This is a genomic window from Labrys sp. KB_33_2 (genome assembly GCF_052114505.1).
Lineage (GTDB): Bacteria > Pseudomonadota > Alphaproteobacteria > Rhizobiales > Labraceae > Labrys.
In genome coordinates this window covers 120,829-137,719 of the sequence record NZ_JBFREW010000012.1, presented here as the reverse complement: position 1 = coordinate 137,719, position 16,891 = coordinate 120,829, and the positions used below count along the sequence as shown (strand labels likewise).

At 64.9% G+C, this 16,891-nt stretch carries 12 protein-coding genes; 5 read left to right on the top strand and 7 right to left on the bottom strand.

The window, feature by feature from the left end:
- The first annotated feature begins 49 nt into the window (after window positions 1–49).
- A complete protein-coding gene (gene argJ, locus AB4037_RS21850; protein WP_441772928.1) occupies window positions 50–1,288 on the top strand; it encodes a bifunctional glutamate N-acetyltransferase/amino-acid acetyltransferase ArgJ in 1,239 nt (412 codons plus the stop codon).
- Complete coding sequence (gene mutT, locus AB4037_RS21845) at window positions 1,285–1,728, top strand: 8-oxo-dGTP diphosphatase MutT (RefSeq protein ID WP_441772927.1); 444 nt, start codon at window positions 1,285–1,287, stop codon at window positions 1,726–1,728. The genes argJ and mutT overlap by 4 nt, the downstream gene beginning before the upstream one ends.
- Window positions 1,729–1,753: 25 nt before the next feature.
- On the opposite strand, the gene AB4037_RS21840 is transcribed toward mutT, so the two are convergent.
- The gene (locus AB4037_RS21840) at window positions 1,754–2,611 is read right to left on the bottom strand and encodes a methyltransferase domain-containing protein (RefSeq protein WP_441772926.1); all 858 of its coding nucleotides are present in this window, start codon (window positions 2,609–2,611) and stop codon (window positions 1,754–1,756) included.
- Window positions 2,612–2,721: 110 nt separating this feature from the next.
- Here AB4037_RS21840 and AB4037_RS21835 point away from each other — a divergent pair, with 110 nt between their 5' ends.
- Window positions 2,722–3,513, top strand: a complete 792-nt coding sequence (locus AB4037_RS21835) for a TrmH family RNA methyltransferase (RefSeq protein WP_441772925.1) — start codon at window positions 2,722–2,724, stop codon at window positions 3,511–3,513.
- A 215-nt stretch (window positions 3,514–3,728) separates the two neighbouring features.
- Window positions 3,729–4,946 carry an MFS transporter gene (locus tag AB4037_RS21830; RefSeq protein ID WP_441772924.1) on the top strand — a complete coding sequence of 406 codons (1,218 nt, stop codon included), beginning with the start codon at window positions 3,729–3,731 and terminating at the stop codon, window positions 4,944–4,946.
- Window positions 4,947–5,308: 362 nt separating this feature from the next.
- Here AB4037_RS21830 and AB4037_RS21825 read toward each other — a convergent pair whose 3' ends face one another.
- On the bottom strand, window positions 5,309–10,129 hold the full coding sequence (locus tag AB4037_RS21825) for an NAD-glutamate dehydrogenase (protein WP_441772923.1): 4,821 nt from the start codon (window positions 10,127–10,129) through the stop codon (window positions 5,309–5,311).
- A 484-nt stretch (window positions 10,130–10,613) separates the two neighbouring features.
- Between AB4037_RS21825 and ubiG the strand changes: the two genes are divergently transcribed.
- Window positions 10,614–11,363, top strand: a complete 750-nt coding sequence (gene ubiG, locus AB4037_RS21820) for a bifunctional 2-polyprenyl-6-hydroxyphenol methylase/3-demethylubiquinol 3-O-methyltransferase UbiG (RefSeq protein ID WP_434959284.1) — start codon at window positions 10,614–10,616, stop codon at window positions 11,361–11,363.
- 6 nt (window positions 11,364–11,369) lie between these two features.
- Here the strand turns inward: ubiG and AB4037_RS21815 are convergent, their stop codons facing one another.
- The 5 genes from AB4037_RS21815 to AB4037_RS21795 form a co-directional block, all read right to left on the bottom strand.
- Window positions 11,370–12,398 carry a LacI family DNA-binding transcriptional regulator gene (locus tag AB4037_RS21815; RefSeq protein WP_441772922.1) on the bottom strand — a complete coding sequence of 343 codons (1,029 nt, stop codon included), beginning with the start codon at window positions 12,396–12,398 and terminating at the stop codon, window positions 11,370–11,372.
- A gap of 287 nt (window positions 12,399–12,685) precedes the next feature.
- Window positions 12,686–13,360 carry a TerC family protein gene (locus AB4037_RS21810; RefSeq protein ID WP_434959286.1) on the bottom strand — a complete coding sequence of 225 codons (675 nt, stop codon included), beginning with the start codon at window positions 13,358–13,360 and terminating at the stop codon, window positions 12,686–12,688.
- Between the two features lie 241 nt (window positions 13,361–13,601).
- Window positions 13,602–15,116, bottom strand: a complete 1,515-nt coding sequence (locus AB4037_RS21805; protein WP_441772921.1) for a tripartite tricarboxylate transporter permease — start codon at window positions 15,114–15,116, stop codon at window positions 13,602–13,604.
- A 154-nt stretch (window positions 15,117–15,270) separates the two neighbouring features.
- Window positions 15,271–15,786 (bottom strand): tripartite tricarboxylate transporter TctB family protein, encoded by a 516-nt coding sequence (locus tag AB4037_RS21800; protein ID WP_441772920.1) that lies wholly within the window; start codon window positions 15,784–15,786, stop codon window positions 15,271–15,273.
- Entirely contained in the window at window positions 15,783–16,742 is a 960-nt protein-coding gene (locus AB4037_RS21795; protein ID WP_441772919.1) for a Bug family tripartite tricarboxylate transporter substrate binding protein, read from the bottom strand. The genes AB4037_RS21800 and AB4037_RS21795 overlap by 4 nt, the downstream gene beginning before the upstream one ends.
- Window positions 16,743–16,891: the final 149 nt, after the last annotated feature.

Genomic DNA, 16,891 nt, shown 5'->3' with positions numbered 1-16,891 from the left:
TCTATCGATGCCGATCTGACAACCGGCACACCTTCTTTCGAGGAACACCATGGCCAAGGCCGCGCCGCTGTCCCCGCTTGCTCCCGCTCGTTTTCCCAACCTTCCGCCGGTAGCGGGGGTCCGGATGGCCACGGCCGAAGCCGGTATCCGCTATAAGGGCCGCACCGACGTGCTGCTCGTCCTGATGGACGAGGGCACTCAGGCCGCCGGTGTGTTCACCCGCTCCAAATGCCCCTCGGCGCCGGTCGACTGGTGCCGCGCGGCGCTCGGGGATGGCAGCGCCCGGGCCCTGGTGGTCAATTCCGGCAATGCCAACGCCTTCACCGGCAAGAAGGGCGCCGAAGCGGTGGCGCTCACGGCGGAACTCGCCGCCGAGGCGGCTGGCTGCCGGCCGAGCGAAGTCTACCTCGCCTCCACCGGCGTGATCGGCGAACCGCTCGATGCCGGTAAGTTCAGGGGCGTGCTGGTCGAGACCGCCGACCGCGTCTCGCCCGGTGCCTTCGAGGATGCCGGCCGCGCCATCATGACCACCGACACCTTTCCCAAGGGGGCGACCGCCAGCGTCGATTTCGGCGACACCACGGTGACGATCAACGGCATCGCCAAGGGCGCCGGCATGATCGCGCCCGATATGGCAACCATGCTCTCCTTCGTCTTCACCGACGCGCCGATCGCCAGGAACGTGCTGCAGGGCCTTCTGTCCAAGGGCGTCGTCGACAGCTTCAACGCGGTCACTGTCGACAGCGATACCTCCACCTCCGACACGCTCCTGCTGTTCGCCACCGGCAAGGCCGGCGGCGCGCCCGTGACCGATGCCGCCGACCCGCGCCTGGCTGGTTTCGCCAAGGCGCTCGACGGCGTGCTGCTCGACTTGGCACAGCAGGTGGCGCGGGACGGCGAGGGCGCACGCAAATTCGTCACCGTCGAAGTGCGCGGCGCCACCAGCAAGCAAGCGGCAAGGCGCATCGGAATGTCGATCGCCAATTCACCCCTGGTCAAGACGGCGGTAGCCGGTGAAGACGCCAATTGGGGCCGCGTGGTAATGGCGGTGGGCAAGGCGGGCGAGGAAGCCGATCGCGACCGGCTCGCCATCTGGTTCGGCGACATCCGCGTCGCCGCCGACGGCGAGCGCGACCCGTCCTATGATGAGGAAGCGGTCTCCGCCTATATGAAGGGGCAGGCGATCACCATCAGAGTCGATATCGGCCTCGGCGAGGCCAGTGACCGGGTCTATACCTGCGACCTTACCAAGGAATATGTCGCCATCAATGGCGATTACCGCTCGTGACCAATTCTCCCGTGCCCAATCCTCTCGTATCTCGGCGCCTTCTGCTCGTCGCCGCCTGCGCCCTCGTCGATGCCGACGGGCGCGTGCTGATCTCGCAGCGCCCCGAAGGCAAGGCCTTGGCGGGCCTGTGGGAGTTCCCGGGCGGCAAGCTCGAGCCCGGCGAGCGGCCCGAGGAAAGCCTCATCCGCGAGCTCCACGAGGAACTCGGCATCGAGGTGGAAGAGCCGTGCCTGGCTCCGCTCACCTTTGCCAGCCATAGCTATGAGGATTTCACCCTGCTGATGCCGCTGTGGATCTGCCGGCGCTGGAGGGGCACGCCGCATGGACGCGAGGGCCAGGCGGTGAAATGGGTGCTGCCGAGGAAGCTGCGCGACTATCCCATGCCGCCCGCCGACGAGCCTCTGATCCCGATGCTGATCGACATGATCCCGGCGAGGTAGGTTCGATCTCGCGAGGCCAAGATGCTCAGACGTCCTTTTCGCCGAATTCCTTCACGCCCAGAGCGTCGGCGAGGCGGGTCTTGGCTGAACCCGGCTTCAGCGGTTTTTGCTGGCCTGCATGGGGCGCCCAGCCGGAGATCCAGATGATCTCGAAGGTCGCGCGGATGCGCCCGTCCGAATCGGAGAAGCGCTCACCGTAGATCTCAGCCATGCGCAGCATGGTGGCGCGGCGGGTGAAGGCCTTGCGGCGCTGGGCCAGCATATTCGTCGCACCCATCGCCCTGAGATCGGCCATCAAGGCGAAGGCATTGTCGTAGCGCACGGTGAGTGTCTCGCTGTCGGTGACAGGAAGCGCGAAGCCCGCGCGCTGCAGGAGGCCGCCCATGTCGCGCACGTCGGCAAAGGGGGCGACGCGGGGCGAGATGCCTCCCTCCGTCTCCAGTTCGGCTTCCGAAAAGGCGGCCCTTAATTCGTTGAGCGTGGAGCCGCCGATGAGCGCGGCCAGCAGAAGCCCGTCCGGGCGGAGGGCGCGCCGGATCTGGCTCAGCATCCCCGGCAGATCGTTAACGAATTGCAGGGCGAGCGCCGACAGGGCGAGATCGATGCTTTCGGGCGGAAGGGGCAGCACCTCGTCTCCGATGGCGACCTCCTGCCAATTGGCGGCGAGCCGCGGACGCAGCGCCTGAGCCAGCGCGGGCGAATGCGGGCCGATCTCTGCCGCCTGTTCGAACGGCCTGAGCACTACGGCAAGGCGATCGGCCATATCGTCGGCGACATGGCGCAGCAGGAAGTCGGCCGGGGCGGTCGCGGCGCGGCGTCGATGCAGGGCCAGCGCGTGGGGGTCGAACAGGAGAGGCGTGGTCATGCCCGCTATGTAGGACATTCGAGCTTGCTTTTCATCAGTCGCATGCGTCTATCCGGATAAGACGCCATGGCTGGGACGGCGGACGTCCCGTCCGGTCCCAGCCATACTGTTTCTTCGGATGCCAGCCTATGCTTCTTGCCATCGACGATCCCTCCGATTCCCGTATCGAGGCCTATCGCGACATTCGCGAGCGCGACCTCAAGGGCCGGGGCGGGCGTTTCGTCATCGAAGGTGAAGTGGTGCTGCACACCGCGCTTACCCTGGGACGCTTTGCCATCGAATCCATCCTGATCGCGGAGAATCGAGCCGAGCCGCTGGCCGGCCTTCTTGCGCAGGTGCCGGCGGGGATCCCCGTCTACATCGCCTCACGCGCTGTTCTCGACAGCATTGCCGGCTTTCCCATGCATCGCGGCATCCTGGCGATAGGATTGAGGGGCGAGGGGCTCGCGGTCGACACACTGCTGTCTTCGGCGCCGGAGACGGCCCTGTTCGTCGGTCTTTCCGCCATCGCCAATCATGACAACATGGGCGGCATCTTCCGCAATGCCGCTGCTTTCGGTCTCGATGGCGTGCTGATCGACGGTGCCTCCTGCGACCCGCTCTATCGCAAGGCCATCCGGGTTTCGGCCGGTGCGGCGCTGCTCACGCCCTTCGCCCAGGCGGGTGATATCGGTGATCTCTGCAACGCCCTGCTGGCGGCTGGCTTCGAGGTGCTGGCCACCAGCCCCGCCGGCAGGGAGCGCCTCGCTGACATCGAGCCCGCCGGGCGGCAGGCCGTGCTGTTCGGCGCGGAAGGGCCGGGCCTGCCCGAACGTGTTCTCAGCCGGCTGCGAACCATCCGCATCGAGATGAGGGGTGGCTTCGACTCCCTCAATGTCGCCACCACCAGCGGCATCGTGCTGCATCACCTGGCGCGATGAGAGAACGCGTCGGTGAGGCAGGAAAGAGACGGAGGGGATATCCGTTCTTCGAAACGCGCCGCCTCATCTCGAGGCGGATTCGAAAGCGATTGCATTTCGTATGCCTCTCCGATCCTATATTTGCCAAGCACGAGGTGGGCTGGCGCAATCCCCTCGTCTCCTCGCCTGGCTCTCTGTACGGCGCGTTGTTGAAAGACTTGATTCCAGGAGCCGCCGTGACGTCCACTCCCTCCTCCGAGTTTCGTCACTCCCTCATTGCCCTGTCGATCTTGAACTTTTTCCTCGCCGATGCTCGCGATGGCTTGGGGCCCTTTCTCGACGGATTTCTCGCAACGCGCGGGTGGGAGCCATTCACGCTCGGTGTGATCGCGACGATCGGCGGCGTGTTGGGAATGATGACAACGCCTCTGTTCGGTGCGCTTGTCGATGCATCAGCCTACAAGCGTACATTGATCATCCTGCCCGTTATCCTCGTGACGATGATGGCTCTATGGACGCTGGCCACCCCCAATGGCTTTTCGGTCTTCGGGGGACAATCCGCGACGGCCGTCGTCGGCGCGATCATTGGCCCCGCGCTCATGGGCCTGACGCTTGGGCTTGTCGGGGAAGAACGATTTCCCCGTCAGGTGTCCCGAAACGAGTTCTGGAACCACACGGGGAACGTTGCCTCCCTGGCGGCGATTTATGCGGGAACGCTTCTGTTCGGCCTCCAAGGCGTCATCGGGCTCATGCTGTTTGCCGCCTTTGCCACGATTGCCGCGACCCTGGCCATCGATCCGAAGCTGATCGACCATCAGGTCGCGCGCGGGCTGGCGCATCACGAGGGATCGGAGGCACCTTCCGGATTTTCAGTGCTGGCCAGCAGCAAGGGCCTGATCTTGCTCAGCCTGGTGTTGATGATCTTTCATTTTGGGAACGCACCCATCAGCCGCCTGATTGCCCAGGCTTTCTCCATTCAACTCGGCACCCCCTTCAGGACCACCGCAATCACGACGGGTGTTTCCCAACTATCGATGATCGGCATGGCGTTGATGGCACCCTGGCTGATTAGACGGTTCGGCTTGGCCACCGCATTCATCCTTGCCTTAGCAGCCTTGCCGATCCGCGGTGCGATTGCGGGAACTTTCCCATCCTTTGCTTTCGTCTTTCCCGTACAGTTTCTCGACGGCGTGGGGGCCGGCCTGATCGGTATTGCCACGCCCATCGCCGCAGAACGCATTCTCTCTGGTACCGGCCGCTTCAATGTCGGTCTTGCTGCCGTCATGACCGTGCAGGGCATCGGGGCTTCACTCAGCAACGTCGTTGCCGGTTGGCTCACCGATTTTGGCGGCTATGGTTTAGCTTATTGGGTTCATGGCTGCGTGGCGTTGGTGGCGTTGGCGTTGTTTGTCTCGAGGCGCCATGACATTGCGCCGCGCCTGGCGGAATCTTAAACAAATCCAAGCATCCGCTGCGCTTTATCCGGACGCTGCGGACGGGCTGAGGGATATCGGCTCGAAAGCCAAGCCGACCGAGATCCGGTAGACGAAACCCGGATCGGGCAGAAACGGCATCGTCCGCCAATAGGCTCTGCGCGGGTCTGGCTATGTCTATGCCGCCACCTGGAGGATATCAGCCGGCACGTCGCACGCGGCGTACATGCCACGGTTGCCCTCTACCGCGCCGGCTGACCGTCAGGCTCGAGGCGCCGAAAAACACCTCCGTGATCCTGCTGCTCTAGGAAGGCCCGAACTAAACTCGGTGGAGAGCAGTCGGCAATATCCAAGTGCCAACTGGCTCTCAAACCGTGCCTTCGTCACTCCCTGACGAGATCGCCCAGCATATTGGCGGCCACGGTGAGCTTGGCCAGGGTCAGGCCACCAGCCGCGATTTCTTCCACCGATTTGCGGATGCGTGCAGCTTCCGGATGGGCCTCAAGCCAGGCCTGCGTGGCCGCCTGGCCGGACTGGCCGGTCGCCAGCATGTCGGCGACCAGGCGCCGCTCGGCCGCCGCGATCTGTTCGATCGCCCGGTCGATGGCCAGGCGCTCGAAATAATCGTTGGCGGGCACGGCGCGCGCGGCTGCGACGATGCGGTCGAGCTGGAAATTGGCCTCCGCCGCATAGAAGGTGGCCGCGGTTTCGCCGATGGCCCGGCCGGTGCGGCCCGCCACCAGGACGATGTCGGGCGCCGAGACCAGGGGATCGAGATTGGCCATCCGGCCGGCGAGGTCTTCGGGCACGCCGCCCTCGACCAATTCGCGGGCGCGCTTGACGCGGGCCGCCTGCATTGCTTCGGGCAGGGAGCTGTCGAGCCCGACGGCGATCTCGTAGACACCGGCGCCGAAACGAGCGATTACGGCTTCCAGCCCCGGCGTGAAATCGACGTTGCGCACGAACCACACCACGCGCGAGAGCAGGAGATCCTGCAGGAAGGCGTAGAGGCTGAGCTGGAGCTGCCCGTCGATGCGGTTATCCAGGGCATCGATGGCATCGTAGAGATAGCGCAGGCCATAGGATTCATCCACGGCGGCGAAGGCCATGGCGATGGCAGTGACGTCGGCATCGGTCTCGTCGCTGAGGCGCACCACGCTGGCGGGACCGCCGCGATTGATGATGCCATTGGCGAGATTGGTGGCGATGATCTCCCGCCGCAGCCGATGGTTTTCGACGGCGTCGGGGAACTTGTTCTGTATCTCGGGCGGGAAATAGACCGTCAGTTCGCGGGCGAGATAAGGGTCATCAGGCACGCTCGTGGCGAGCAGGTCATCATAGAGCGTCAGCTTGGCATAGGCGAGCAGCACGGCGAGCTCCGGCCGCGTCAGCGCCTGGCCGCGGCGGGTGCGTTCGGCGATGGCGACGTCGTCGGGCAGGAATTCCACCGCGCGGTCGAGCAGGCCGCGCTGTTCGAGCGACTGCATCAGGCGGGTGAGGAAGCCGGTCTCGGTCACGCCCTTGCGTTCGGAGAGCGAGAGCGTGAGCGTCTGCAGATAGTTGTTGCGCAGCACCAGCGTGCCGACCTCGTCGGTCATGGCAGCGAGCAGGATGTTGCGATCGGCCTGCGTCAGGCGCTGGTCGCGCTCGGGCCGGGCCAGGGCAATCTTGATGTTCACCTCGACGTCCGAGGTGTTCACGCCGGCGGAATTGTCGATCGCGTCGGTGTTGAGCTTGATGCCCTTCTGCGCCGCCTCGATGCGGCCGCGCTGGGTGGCGCCGAGATTAGCGCCCTCGCCGATCACCCGAGCCCTGACATCGGCGCCGGTGATGCGGATGGGATCGTTGGCGCGATCGCCGACCTGGTCGTCGGTCTCGCTGGCAGCGCGGATATAGGTGCCGATGCCGCCGAACCAGAGCAGGTCGGCGCGGGCCTTGAGGATCGCCGTCATCACCTCGGTGGGCGTCGCCTCGGCCTTGTCGAGATCCAGCAGAGCGCGCATTTCGGCGGAAAGCGGGATGGCCTTGAGCGAACGCGAGAACACGCCGCCGCCCTTGGAGATCAGCGACTTGTCGTAATCCTGCCAGCTCGAGCGCGGCAGGTTGAACATGCGAAGCCGCTCGGCATGGCTGGTGACCGGATCGGGCGAGGGATCGATGAAGATGTCGCGATGGTCGAAGGCGGCGACCACCTTGGTGGCTGGCGACAGCAGCATGCCGTTGCCGAAGACGTCGCCCGACATGTCGCCGACGCCGACGGCCGTGAAGGGCTCCACCTGGATATCGGTACCGAGCTCGCGGAAATGCCGCTTCACGGCCTCCCAGGCGCCGCGGGCGGTGATGCCCATCTTCTTGTGGTCATAGCCCTGGCTGCCGCCCGAAGCGAAGGCGTCGCCCAGCCAATGGTGCTTCTCGAGGGAGATGGCGTTGGCCGTGTCCGAGAAGGTGGCGGTGCCCTTGTCGGCCGCGACCACCAGATAGGGGTCGTCGCCGTCATGGCGCACGGTGTTGTCGGGCGGCACGATATTGTCGCCGTCCAGATTGTCCGTGAGTTCGAGCAGCGAGCGGATGAAGATGCGATAGGCTTCCGTGCCTTCGGCCAGCCAGGCATCGCGATTTGCCGGCGGCGGCAGGCGCTTGGGCACGAAGCCGCCCTTGGCGCCGACGGGCACGATCACCGCATTCTTGACCTGCTGTGCCTTGACCAGCCCGAGGATCTCGGTGCGGAAATCCTGGGGGCGGTCCGACCAGCGCAGGCCGCCGCGCGCCACCTTGCCGAAGCGCAGATGGATGCCCTCCACCCGCGGCGAATAAACGAAGATCTCGTAAAGGGGCCTGGGAGCGGGCAGGCCCTCGACCTTGCGGCATTCGAACTTGAAGCTGATCACCGGCCGGGGCTGGCCGTCAGGGCCGACCTGCCAGAGATTGGTGCGCATGATCGCCTGCACCAGATTGGTGAAGCGACGCAGGATGCGATCCTCGTCGAGCGAGGAGACAGACTGCAGTTGCTCCTCGATTTCGCCGACGATCTCGGTTTCGTGTGCGGCGCGTTCGGCATCGGTGGCCGTCAGCCGCGGGTCGTGGCGGGCGCGGAACAGGGCGACGATGCTGGCGGTGATCCGCGGGTTCTTGCGCGCCGTCTCCCACATATAGTCCTGGCTGAAGGGCGCGCGGATCTGGCGCAGATAGCGCGACAGGGCCCGGATGGCCGAGATCTCGCGCCAGCCCAGCGATGTACGCAGGATCAGGGCGTTGTAGCCGTCGGATTCGGCGTAGTCGCCGACCACCGCCATGATCGAGGCCTCAAGGCGGTGCTGGAAGTCGATGCCGGGCGGGATCGGCTCGCCGTCATTGGTCTCCACCGTCATGTCGTGGAGCCAGACCGGAGCCGGGGCCGGCTTGGCTGATGGCGTGATCTCGTAGGTACGCTCGTCGACCACGCGCAGGCCGTGATTCTCGATCACTGGCACGCGATAGGACAGCGACATTGGCGCGCCCTGCGAGAAGACCTTGAGGCCGCAGCGCGTGGGCGTGTCGTCCTCCTCCAGGCGATAGACCAGGATCGCCACGGGACGGGCGGGCGTCAGTTTCTCGATCACGCCGATATCGGCGATCGCCTGGGCGGTGGAGAATGTCTCGGGATAGCCGCCGGTGAAGGCATTGGCATAGCGGTTGCCGAGCAAGCGGGCGCGCATGCCGTCGGTGGTGCCGGTCAGTGCCGCTTTGAGCTTGTCTCCCCAATTGGTAGCGATGGCATTGATACCGGCTTCCAGCGCCGAGCGTTCGATGAGGGGCGTGTCGCCCTCGTAGCGGCCGATGATGTAGTGCACGCGTGCCAACGGACCTTCAGGGAAGGCGGCATAGGACGCGGAAAGGCGGCCCTTATAGGCGTTGGCCAGATAATTGCCGATGCCGATGCGCACGTCGGTGTCGTATTTCTCGCGCGGAATGAAAACGAGGATGGAGACGAAGCGGTCGAATTTGTCGGCCCTCACCAGCGCGCGCAGGCGCGGGCGCTCATAGAGCAGCAGGATCTCCATGGCGAAATTGTAGAGCGTCTCGGAATCGACCTGAACGAGCTCGTCGCGCGGATATTCCTCGAGGATATGCAGGATTGCCTTGCCCGAGTGGCTTTGCGGGTCGAGCCCGGCGCGCTGCAGCACCTGGGCGACCTTGTGGCGGACATAGGGGATCTGGCGCACGGAGCGCGTATAGGCCGCCGAGGTGAACAGGCCGACGACACGCAATTCGCCCTCGACCCGTCCGTCCGGCGTGTAGAGCTTGACGCCGATATAGTCCATGCGCACGCGGCGGTGGACGCGGCTGTTCACATTCGCCTTGGTGACGATCAGGATCGTCGGCTCGCGCATGAATTCGCGGATTTCCGGCGTCATCACCACCAGTTCGGTGCCGCGGCGCAGGATCTTGACCTCGGGGTCCCTGAGGATGCCGAGGCCTTCGCCCTCGCTGACCTCGTCGGAAGCGTCGCTGTCGGTGGAGAAACGGTATTCGCGCAGGCCCAGGAAGGTGAAGTTGTCGGAGCAGATCCATTGCAGGAGCTGGTTTGCCTCGGCGATCTCGTCGACCGGCAGAGGCGGCGGGTTGGTGCGGAAGGATTCGATCGCCTGCTCCACCCGGTCACGCATGGCGCGCCAGTCTCTCACGCAGGCCCCGACGTCGTTGAACACCAGCGTCAGTCCGTCGATCAGGTTCTGCCGGTCGGCATCCGAATCGATGCGTGCGATATGGATGTGGATGAGACTCTCGCGCACGCCCTTGCTGCCCTCCGGCAGGGCGTCGCCGAAGAACTGCAGGAGCTTGCCCTGGGCATCGCGCTCCAGCGCGATGATGGGATGGGCAACCAATTGTGCCTCGATTCCCCGTTCCGAAAGCTCGGCCATGGTGGAATCGAACAAGAAGGGCATGTTGTCGTTGAGGATCTCGATGACCGAAATTTCGCGGCCGTCGGGCATGTCGGGATTGACGACGCGGATATCGGCTTGGCCGGGCGTGCGGCGCTGCACATGGTCCCAGGCCTGCTCGGCCAGGAAGGCGAGCGAGGCGGCGTCATGCGTGGCGAGATCTTCGAGGGTGGTTCGGCCGAAGAGCACCTCGGCGAAAGTGGGGGGTGTCTTGCCTGGCTGAAGGCTCCTTGCTGCCTTGTGGATCAGGGCCGCCCGGGCTTCATCATCGCGCCACGCCATCTCGTTCATCCCTTCTTGCTACGCCGCTTGCTTGCGGCGCTCTGTGGAATTTCCGAACCCGCCCGTCGACGGGCTCGGAAATTCCACATCAGCCGAACACCGTGCCGGCCTTCCCAGGACGAGAAATCCTCGTCCTGGGAAGGCCGGCTTTGCCCGGTCGATGCGGCCTTGGTGACCATAGCTGAAATTAAGGCCGCTCAAAGTCCAGGCACGACGGAAATTGCCAAATTGCGATGACAATATCGAGAAAGAGAACGGCGCATTGTTAATGAGGTTGCCTTAGGGGCAGATCGGGGCCACAGAGGCAGGCGCGGAGCCTCGATTTAGGTGTTTCCGCACCATCGCGATAACGGCCTCTTGCGAATTGACGGAATCGGTAGGAATCGCAGGACGCTCTAGCCGATCCATTGGATTGGCTTGGAAACAAGGAGCTGGAGCAAACGAGCGTTTCCGTCCAAACGCGCTTTACTCCGGGAAACAGGCAATGAGCGCAACAGGCACGGGTTCTTCGGTCGATCCCAAGGAGATCGAACGTTTCGAGGCGATGGCGGCCGATTGGTGGAATCCGCGCGGTACCATGCGGGCGCTGCACCGATTGAATCCGGTGCGCCTGCGCTATGTGCGGGATCAGATCGCTGGGCATTTCGGCCGTTCCGCCGTCGCCCTGGACGGTCTGAAGGGCCTCAAGCTCGCCGATATCGGCTGCGGTGCCGGCCTGCTCAGCGAGCCGCTGGCCAAGCTCGGGGGCGAGGTCGTCGGCGTCGACATGGCCGCGACCAATGTCGAGATGGCCAGGGTCCATGCCGCGCGATCGGGCCTCGCCATCGATTATCGCATCCTGGCGGCGGAGGATCTCGAAGCGGCCGGTGAGCGCTTCGACGTGGTATTGGCGATGGAGATCGTCGAGCATGTCACCGACCCCGCCGCCTTCCTGAAGACATGCGCAGGCCTGGTGAAACCCGGAGGCCTCCTCTTCATCGCCACTCTCAATCGCACCATGAAGGCCTATGCGCTGGCCATCGTCGCAGCGGAGAAGGTGCTGGGCTGGGTGCCGCGTGGCACGCATGACTGGAACAAGTTCGTCACGCCGGCGGAGATCGAGGACGCGGTGACGCCGGAAGGTCTGGCCGAACTCGACCGCTGCGGCGTGATCTACAATCCGCTGCTGGACGAATGGCGGCTCAGCCGCGACACCGACGTCAACTTCATGATGGTGTTTTCGCGAGCGGCGTGACGGGCCTCAGGGCAGGTTGTCCCTGAGATAGATGTCGATGCGGATGCGCTCCTGGCCTTGGTCGATGGGCTGGCCGTCGGTGAGGGCGCGCAGCACGCGCATGGCGCTGCGCGCTTCATGGCCGGGGTCCTGGTTGAGGATGGCGTCGAAAGTGCCGTCGATCAGGGCCTCGCGGCAATGGGTCGTCAGTTCATGGGCGATCACGCAGATGCGAGCGCCGGCATGGCGCTTGTTCAAGGCTGCGATCACACCGCGATTGCCGCCGCCGAGGCTGTAGAGGCCGATGACGTCGGGATGGCGGTCGAGCAGGGCGCCGAGCACCTCCTCGACGATGGCGCCATTGTCGAGGCCTTCGATCACCGGCAGGGTGACGAGATCGGGATATTCGGTGCGCAGCACGCGCTCGAAGCCGAAATGGCGCTCGACATGGTCGCGCAGCAGCATCGAGCCGGCAAGCACGGCGATCCGTCCCGAGCGGCCGCGCAGGAAACGGCCCATCAGGGAGCCGGCGGTGCGCCCGGCTGCGCTGTTGTCGATGCCGACGAAGTGGGAGCGACGCGAGGCCGGCACGTCGGACACCAGCGTCACCACCGGAATGCCGCGCTCGGCCAGGCGGTCGATGGCCTGGCGCACCTGGGCGTTTTCGGTGGCCACCACGGCCACGCCAGAGGTATCGGCGCTGTCGAGCCCGTTGAGGATTTCGGCGAGCTTGCCATCGTCGAAGGGCGGGATCTCGATGATGCGGATGTTGATGCGATCGGCGGCGTTGAGTTCGGACAAGCGCGTGGCCTCGTTTGCCAGGTTGCGCATGAAGGTGTTTACGCCGACGGGAACGAGAAAGACGAAGCGATATTCCTGCTGCTTGGCCAGCATGGCCGCCGCCATGTCGCGGCGATAGTTCAGCCGGGCCATGGCTTGCTCGACCTTCTCGATCGTCGCCGGCCGTACGCCGCCGCGGCGATTGAGCACGCGGTCGATGGTAGCGAGGCTCACGCCTGCCGCACTTGCCAGATCGTGCACCGTTGCCCGCGCCATGGTTCTACCTGTCCCGATCTTTCGGGAACGTACCTCAGAAGAAATGGGGACGCAAACGGTTCAAGGCCGAGATCAATTTTGATATTTTTCTCAATATCCTTTATATTTCAATAGGATATGAAAGTATCTCCAACACTCAACCGGGAATGGGAATTGCGTGTTGGAGCCTGATTTCCTGATGAGGGGCGCTCATCATCGCCCAGGTTCCGGGGCGTGATTGGCCACAAAAAGCCGGCATTGCTGCCGGCCTTTGGCGTCCGATCGTAGATCGTTCGTGCTTGCCTGTCTTATTGCATCAGGGGTGCAACTTTGGGCCAGACTTCCTGGACGCCGCGATAGATCATGTCGCCGGCGACGTAGAGGATGGCGATCAGGCCGATATAGGCGATCCAGCGATAACGATGGAGCAGGCGGGCGATCAGGCTGGCGGCAATGCCCATCAGCGCGATCGAGACGATCAGGCCGAAGATCAGCACCCACAGATGGTCGCGCGCCGCGCCGGCAACGGCCAGCACGTTGTCGAGCGACATCGAGACGTCGGCGATCACGATCTGCCATGCAGCCTGGGCGAAGCTCTTGCGTGGGGTGCCATTGGTCTCGCCATTGCCGTTCTCACCGTCGAGGGCATGCTGGGCGGCAGCCTCCTCGCTGTGGCTGGTGCGCAGTTCGCGCCACATTTTCCAGCACACCCACAGGAGCAGGATGCCGCCGGCGAGAAGCAGGCCGACGATGGCGAGAAGCTGGGTCGTGATGGCGGCAAAGAACACGCGCAGCACGGTGGCGGCGGCGATGCCGATCAGGATGGCGCGGGTGCGCTGTTCCTTGGGAAGGCCGGCGGCGGCAAGGCCGATGACGATTGCGTTGTCGCCGGCCAGGACCAGGTCGATCAGGATGACCTGGCCGAGGGCAACCATGGAGGAGACCGAAACGGCTTCCGACAGGATGGCAAAAATATCAGGCATGGAGGAGGGCTCTCTCGTTCCGGTGCGGGAGAGCGGTGCCGATTCGAGCCAGGAGGGAAGCCTGGGGCGCTAGGGGGACGCCGACGCGCCGGGACCGCTCTGTTTGCTCCAGTCCGACATCACAGTTCCCAGAACTCAACGCATTGGGAACTGCCAGAGGGGCCCGGCCTGGTGCGGGTGGTGTACTGCAAGTCGAGATGAAAGAAAAGTAACGTTCCGGCATGGCTGCCGGAACGTGATTTCAATCCTCGGAAGCGGCGAGCTGGGTGAGGACCTTGCCGCGTCCGCGCCAGCGCATATAGGCGGGAACGACCAAAGCGAGGGCCGCGATGCCGAAGAGGATCACTGCCGGTGCCGAACTGAAGAAACCCTGATGAAGCTGGAGCGCCTTGCGAAGCTGTTCTTCGGCCAGCGGCCCGAGGATCAGCCCCACCACCACGGGCGCGATCGGATAGTCGTAGAGCCTGAGGCCGTAGCCCATCAGGCCGAAGGCGAGCAGCATGGCAAGCTGGGCCGGCGAGGGATTGGACGCCAGCGTGCCGAGCGTGGCGAACAGCAGGATGCCGGCATAGAGCCAGGGGCGCGGGATGGACAGCAGCTTCACCCACAGGCCGACCAGCGGCAGGTTCAGCGCCAGCAGCATGAAATTGGCGACCAGCAGGCTGGCGATCAGACCCCAGACCAGCTGCGGATTGGAAGTGAAGAGCTGGGCTCCCGGCTGCAGGCCGAATTGCTGGAAACCGGCGAGCATGACGGCGGCGGTCGCCGAGGTCGGCAGGCCGAGCGTCAGCAACGGCACCAGCGTGCCCGCGGCCGAGGCGTTGTTGGCAGCCTCCGGTCCAGCGACACCCTCGATGGCGCCATGGCCGAACTCCTCGGGCTTTTCCGCCAGGCGCTTCTCGGCGGCATAGGAGAGGAAGGTGCCGATCTCCGCGCCGCCCGCCGGCATCGCTCCGATCGGAAAGCCGAACAAGGTGCCGCGCAGCCAGGGCTTCCAGGAACGCCGCCAGTCCTCTTTGCTCATCCAGAGCGAGCCTTTGATCGCCTCGACCGTGCCGGTGCTGAGCTGGTGGGTGGCCGCCACTGCCAGCGCCTCGCCGATGGCGAACAGGGCGACGGCGAGGATGGTGACCTCGACGCCGCCGCGCAGATCGGCAAGGCCCATGGTCAGGCGCCCGTTCTGGCCGCTGACGATATCCTTGCCGATCAGGCCGATGACGAGGCCGATGAACAGCGAGGTCAGGCCCCTGAGCGCCGAATTGCCGAACGCCGCCGACACCGTGACGAAAGCGAGCACCATCAGGGCGAATTTGTCGATGAACTTGAAGGCCAGGGCGAACTTGACCACCCAGGGCGCGATGAAGGCCAAGGCCAGCGTCGCCAGCAGGCCGGCGACGAAGGAGCCGATGGCAGCCGTCGCCAGAGCGGGGCCACCCCGCCCGGCCTTGGCCATCTTGTTGCCTTCGACGGCGGTGACCATCGAGGAACTCTCGCCCGGCGTGTTGAGCAGGATCGAGGTGGTCGAGCCGCCATACATGCCGCCATAGTAGATGCCGGCGAACATGATGAGCGCGCCGGTGCCCGAAGGGTCGAGCTGGAAGGTCACTGGCAGCAGCAGGGCGATAGTCAGCGCCGGGCCGATGCCGGGCAGCACGCCGATCAGCGTGCCCAGCGTGACGCCGATGAAGGCGCAGATGAGGTTGAACGGTTGCAGGGCGACCGCCAATCCGTCGACCAGATGACCGAATGTCTGCATCGAAGGGTCCTAGCCTGAAGTGTCGTGCGAGCCGGCGAGATCGCCGGGAACCGCAAAGCCACGTCGAAACAACAAGAATTCCGGAACAATGAGAGGTGGAGCTATGGCGCCTACGCGTTGAAACGGGCTTTGCTCCGGGAGGCCGATCCTGGAATCAATTGTTCAGGAGCGCGGAGACGGCGTGTTCCAGCGGTCCCTGCGGCAGTGACAATTGCAGGAGCTGCGAGAAAGCCAGCCAGGTCAGGAAGGACAGCACCACGCCGACCAGGCAGGCCAGCCAGAGCGGCTTGCCGAAGCCGCGGGCGGCCAGCCCGAACAACAGGCCGCTGGCCAGCGAGAAGCCGGCACTGACCGCGATCAGCAGGATCTGCGCCAGCAGGCCGGCAATCACCCAGGCGACCGCCGTGAAATCCTGGCTTTCCTCCGGCGCCGGCGTCTTGCCGCGCAGGGCCGATACCAGCGTGGCGACGGCGAGGACGAGTAATCCCGCCGCGACGGCGTAGGGGAAGGCAGCCGGCCCGAGCGGGTCGCTGGCGACCTTGGTGTTGAGCATGGCCGCGTCCGTGCCGATGACGACGGCTGATATCACCAGGCTGGCTGCGATCACCAGCCCGGCGACGGTGGAGCCGGGCGGACGCCCGCGCTCCGTCTTGCTCCCGGCGCTGCTCATTTGACCAGGCCGATGTCTTTGAGCACCGTGCCGGTGGCGGCGATGTCGCTCTTCAGCGCGGCGTCGAAGGCATCACCGGACAGATAGGTGTCGGTCCAGCCGCGGGTCTTGAGCGTGTCCTGCCAGGTCTTCGACTTCACCATCTTCTCGATATCGGCCGTGATGGCGGCCTTCTGCTCGGGCGTGATGCCGGGCGCGGCCGCGACCATGCGCCAATTCTCCAGGGCAACGTCGACGCCGGCTTCCTTGAAGGTGGGGGCATCGACGCCGTCGATGCGCTTGGTGCCGGAGACGGCGAGGAGGCGCAGCGCACCGCCCTTGATCTGGCTTTCGAACTCGCCATAGCCGGAAATGCCGGCCGTCACCTGCTCGCTGAGCACGGCCGCGACGGCTTCGCCGCCGCCGGCGAAGGCGACATAATTGATCTTGGAGGGATCGACGCCCACGGCCTTGGCGAACAGGCCCGCAGTGATGTGGTCGGTGCCGCCTGCCGAGCCGCCGGCCCAGGATACCGCGCCGGGATCCTTCTTCAGGGCCTCGACCAGGTCACCCAGCGTCTTGATCGGCGAGGAGGCCGGCACGACGATGGCTTCGCTCTCGCCGGTGAGGCGGGCGATCGGCGTGACGTCGGCGAGGCTGACGGCGGAATTGTTGGTCAGGATGGCGCCGACCATGACATAGCCGCCGACGATCAGTGCGGAGGGGCTGCCCTTGGACTGGTTGACGAACTGGGACAGGCCGATGGTGCCGCCGGCGCCGGCGACATTGTTGACCTGCACGTTGCGGGCGATCTTTTCGGTGCGCAGCGCTATCTGCATGGTGCGGGCGGTTTGGTCCCAGCCGCCGCCCGGCGCTGCCGGAGCCATGATCTCATATCCCGCCGTCTGGGCAAGAGCTGTGAGGCTGGAAAAAGCCAGGGCGCCCGCGGTGGCGCAGGCAAGCAAGAGTTTCTTCATCATTTCCTCCTTGAGCAAGCGCGTTCATGGCTGAACGCTTGTTTGCTCCAACGCTTTTTTTCGACGCGTCTTTGCGATTTGAAGCACGGCGGCAAATCGCAGAACGCTTTGGCGGGCCAGCCGCCTTGTCATGATCGTGTCGGTAGGAA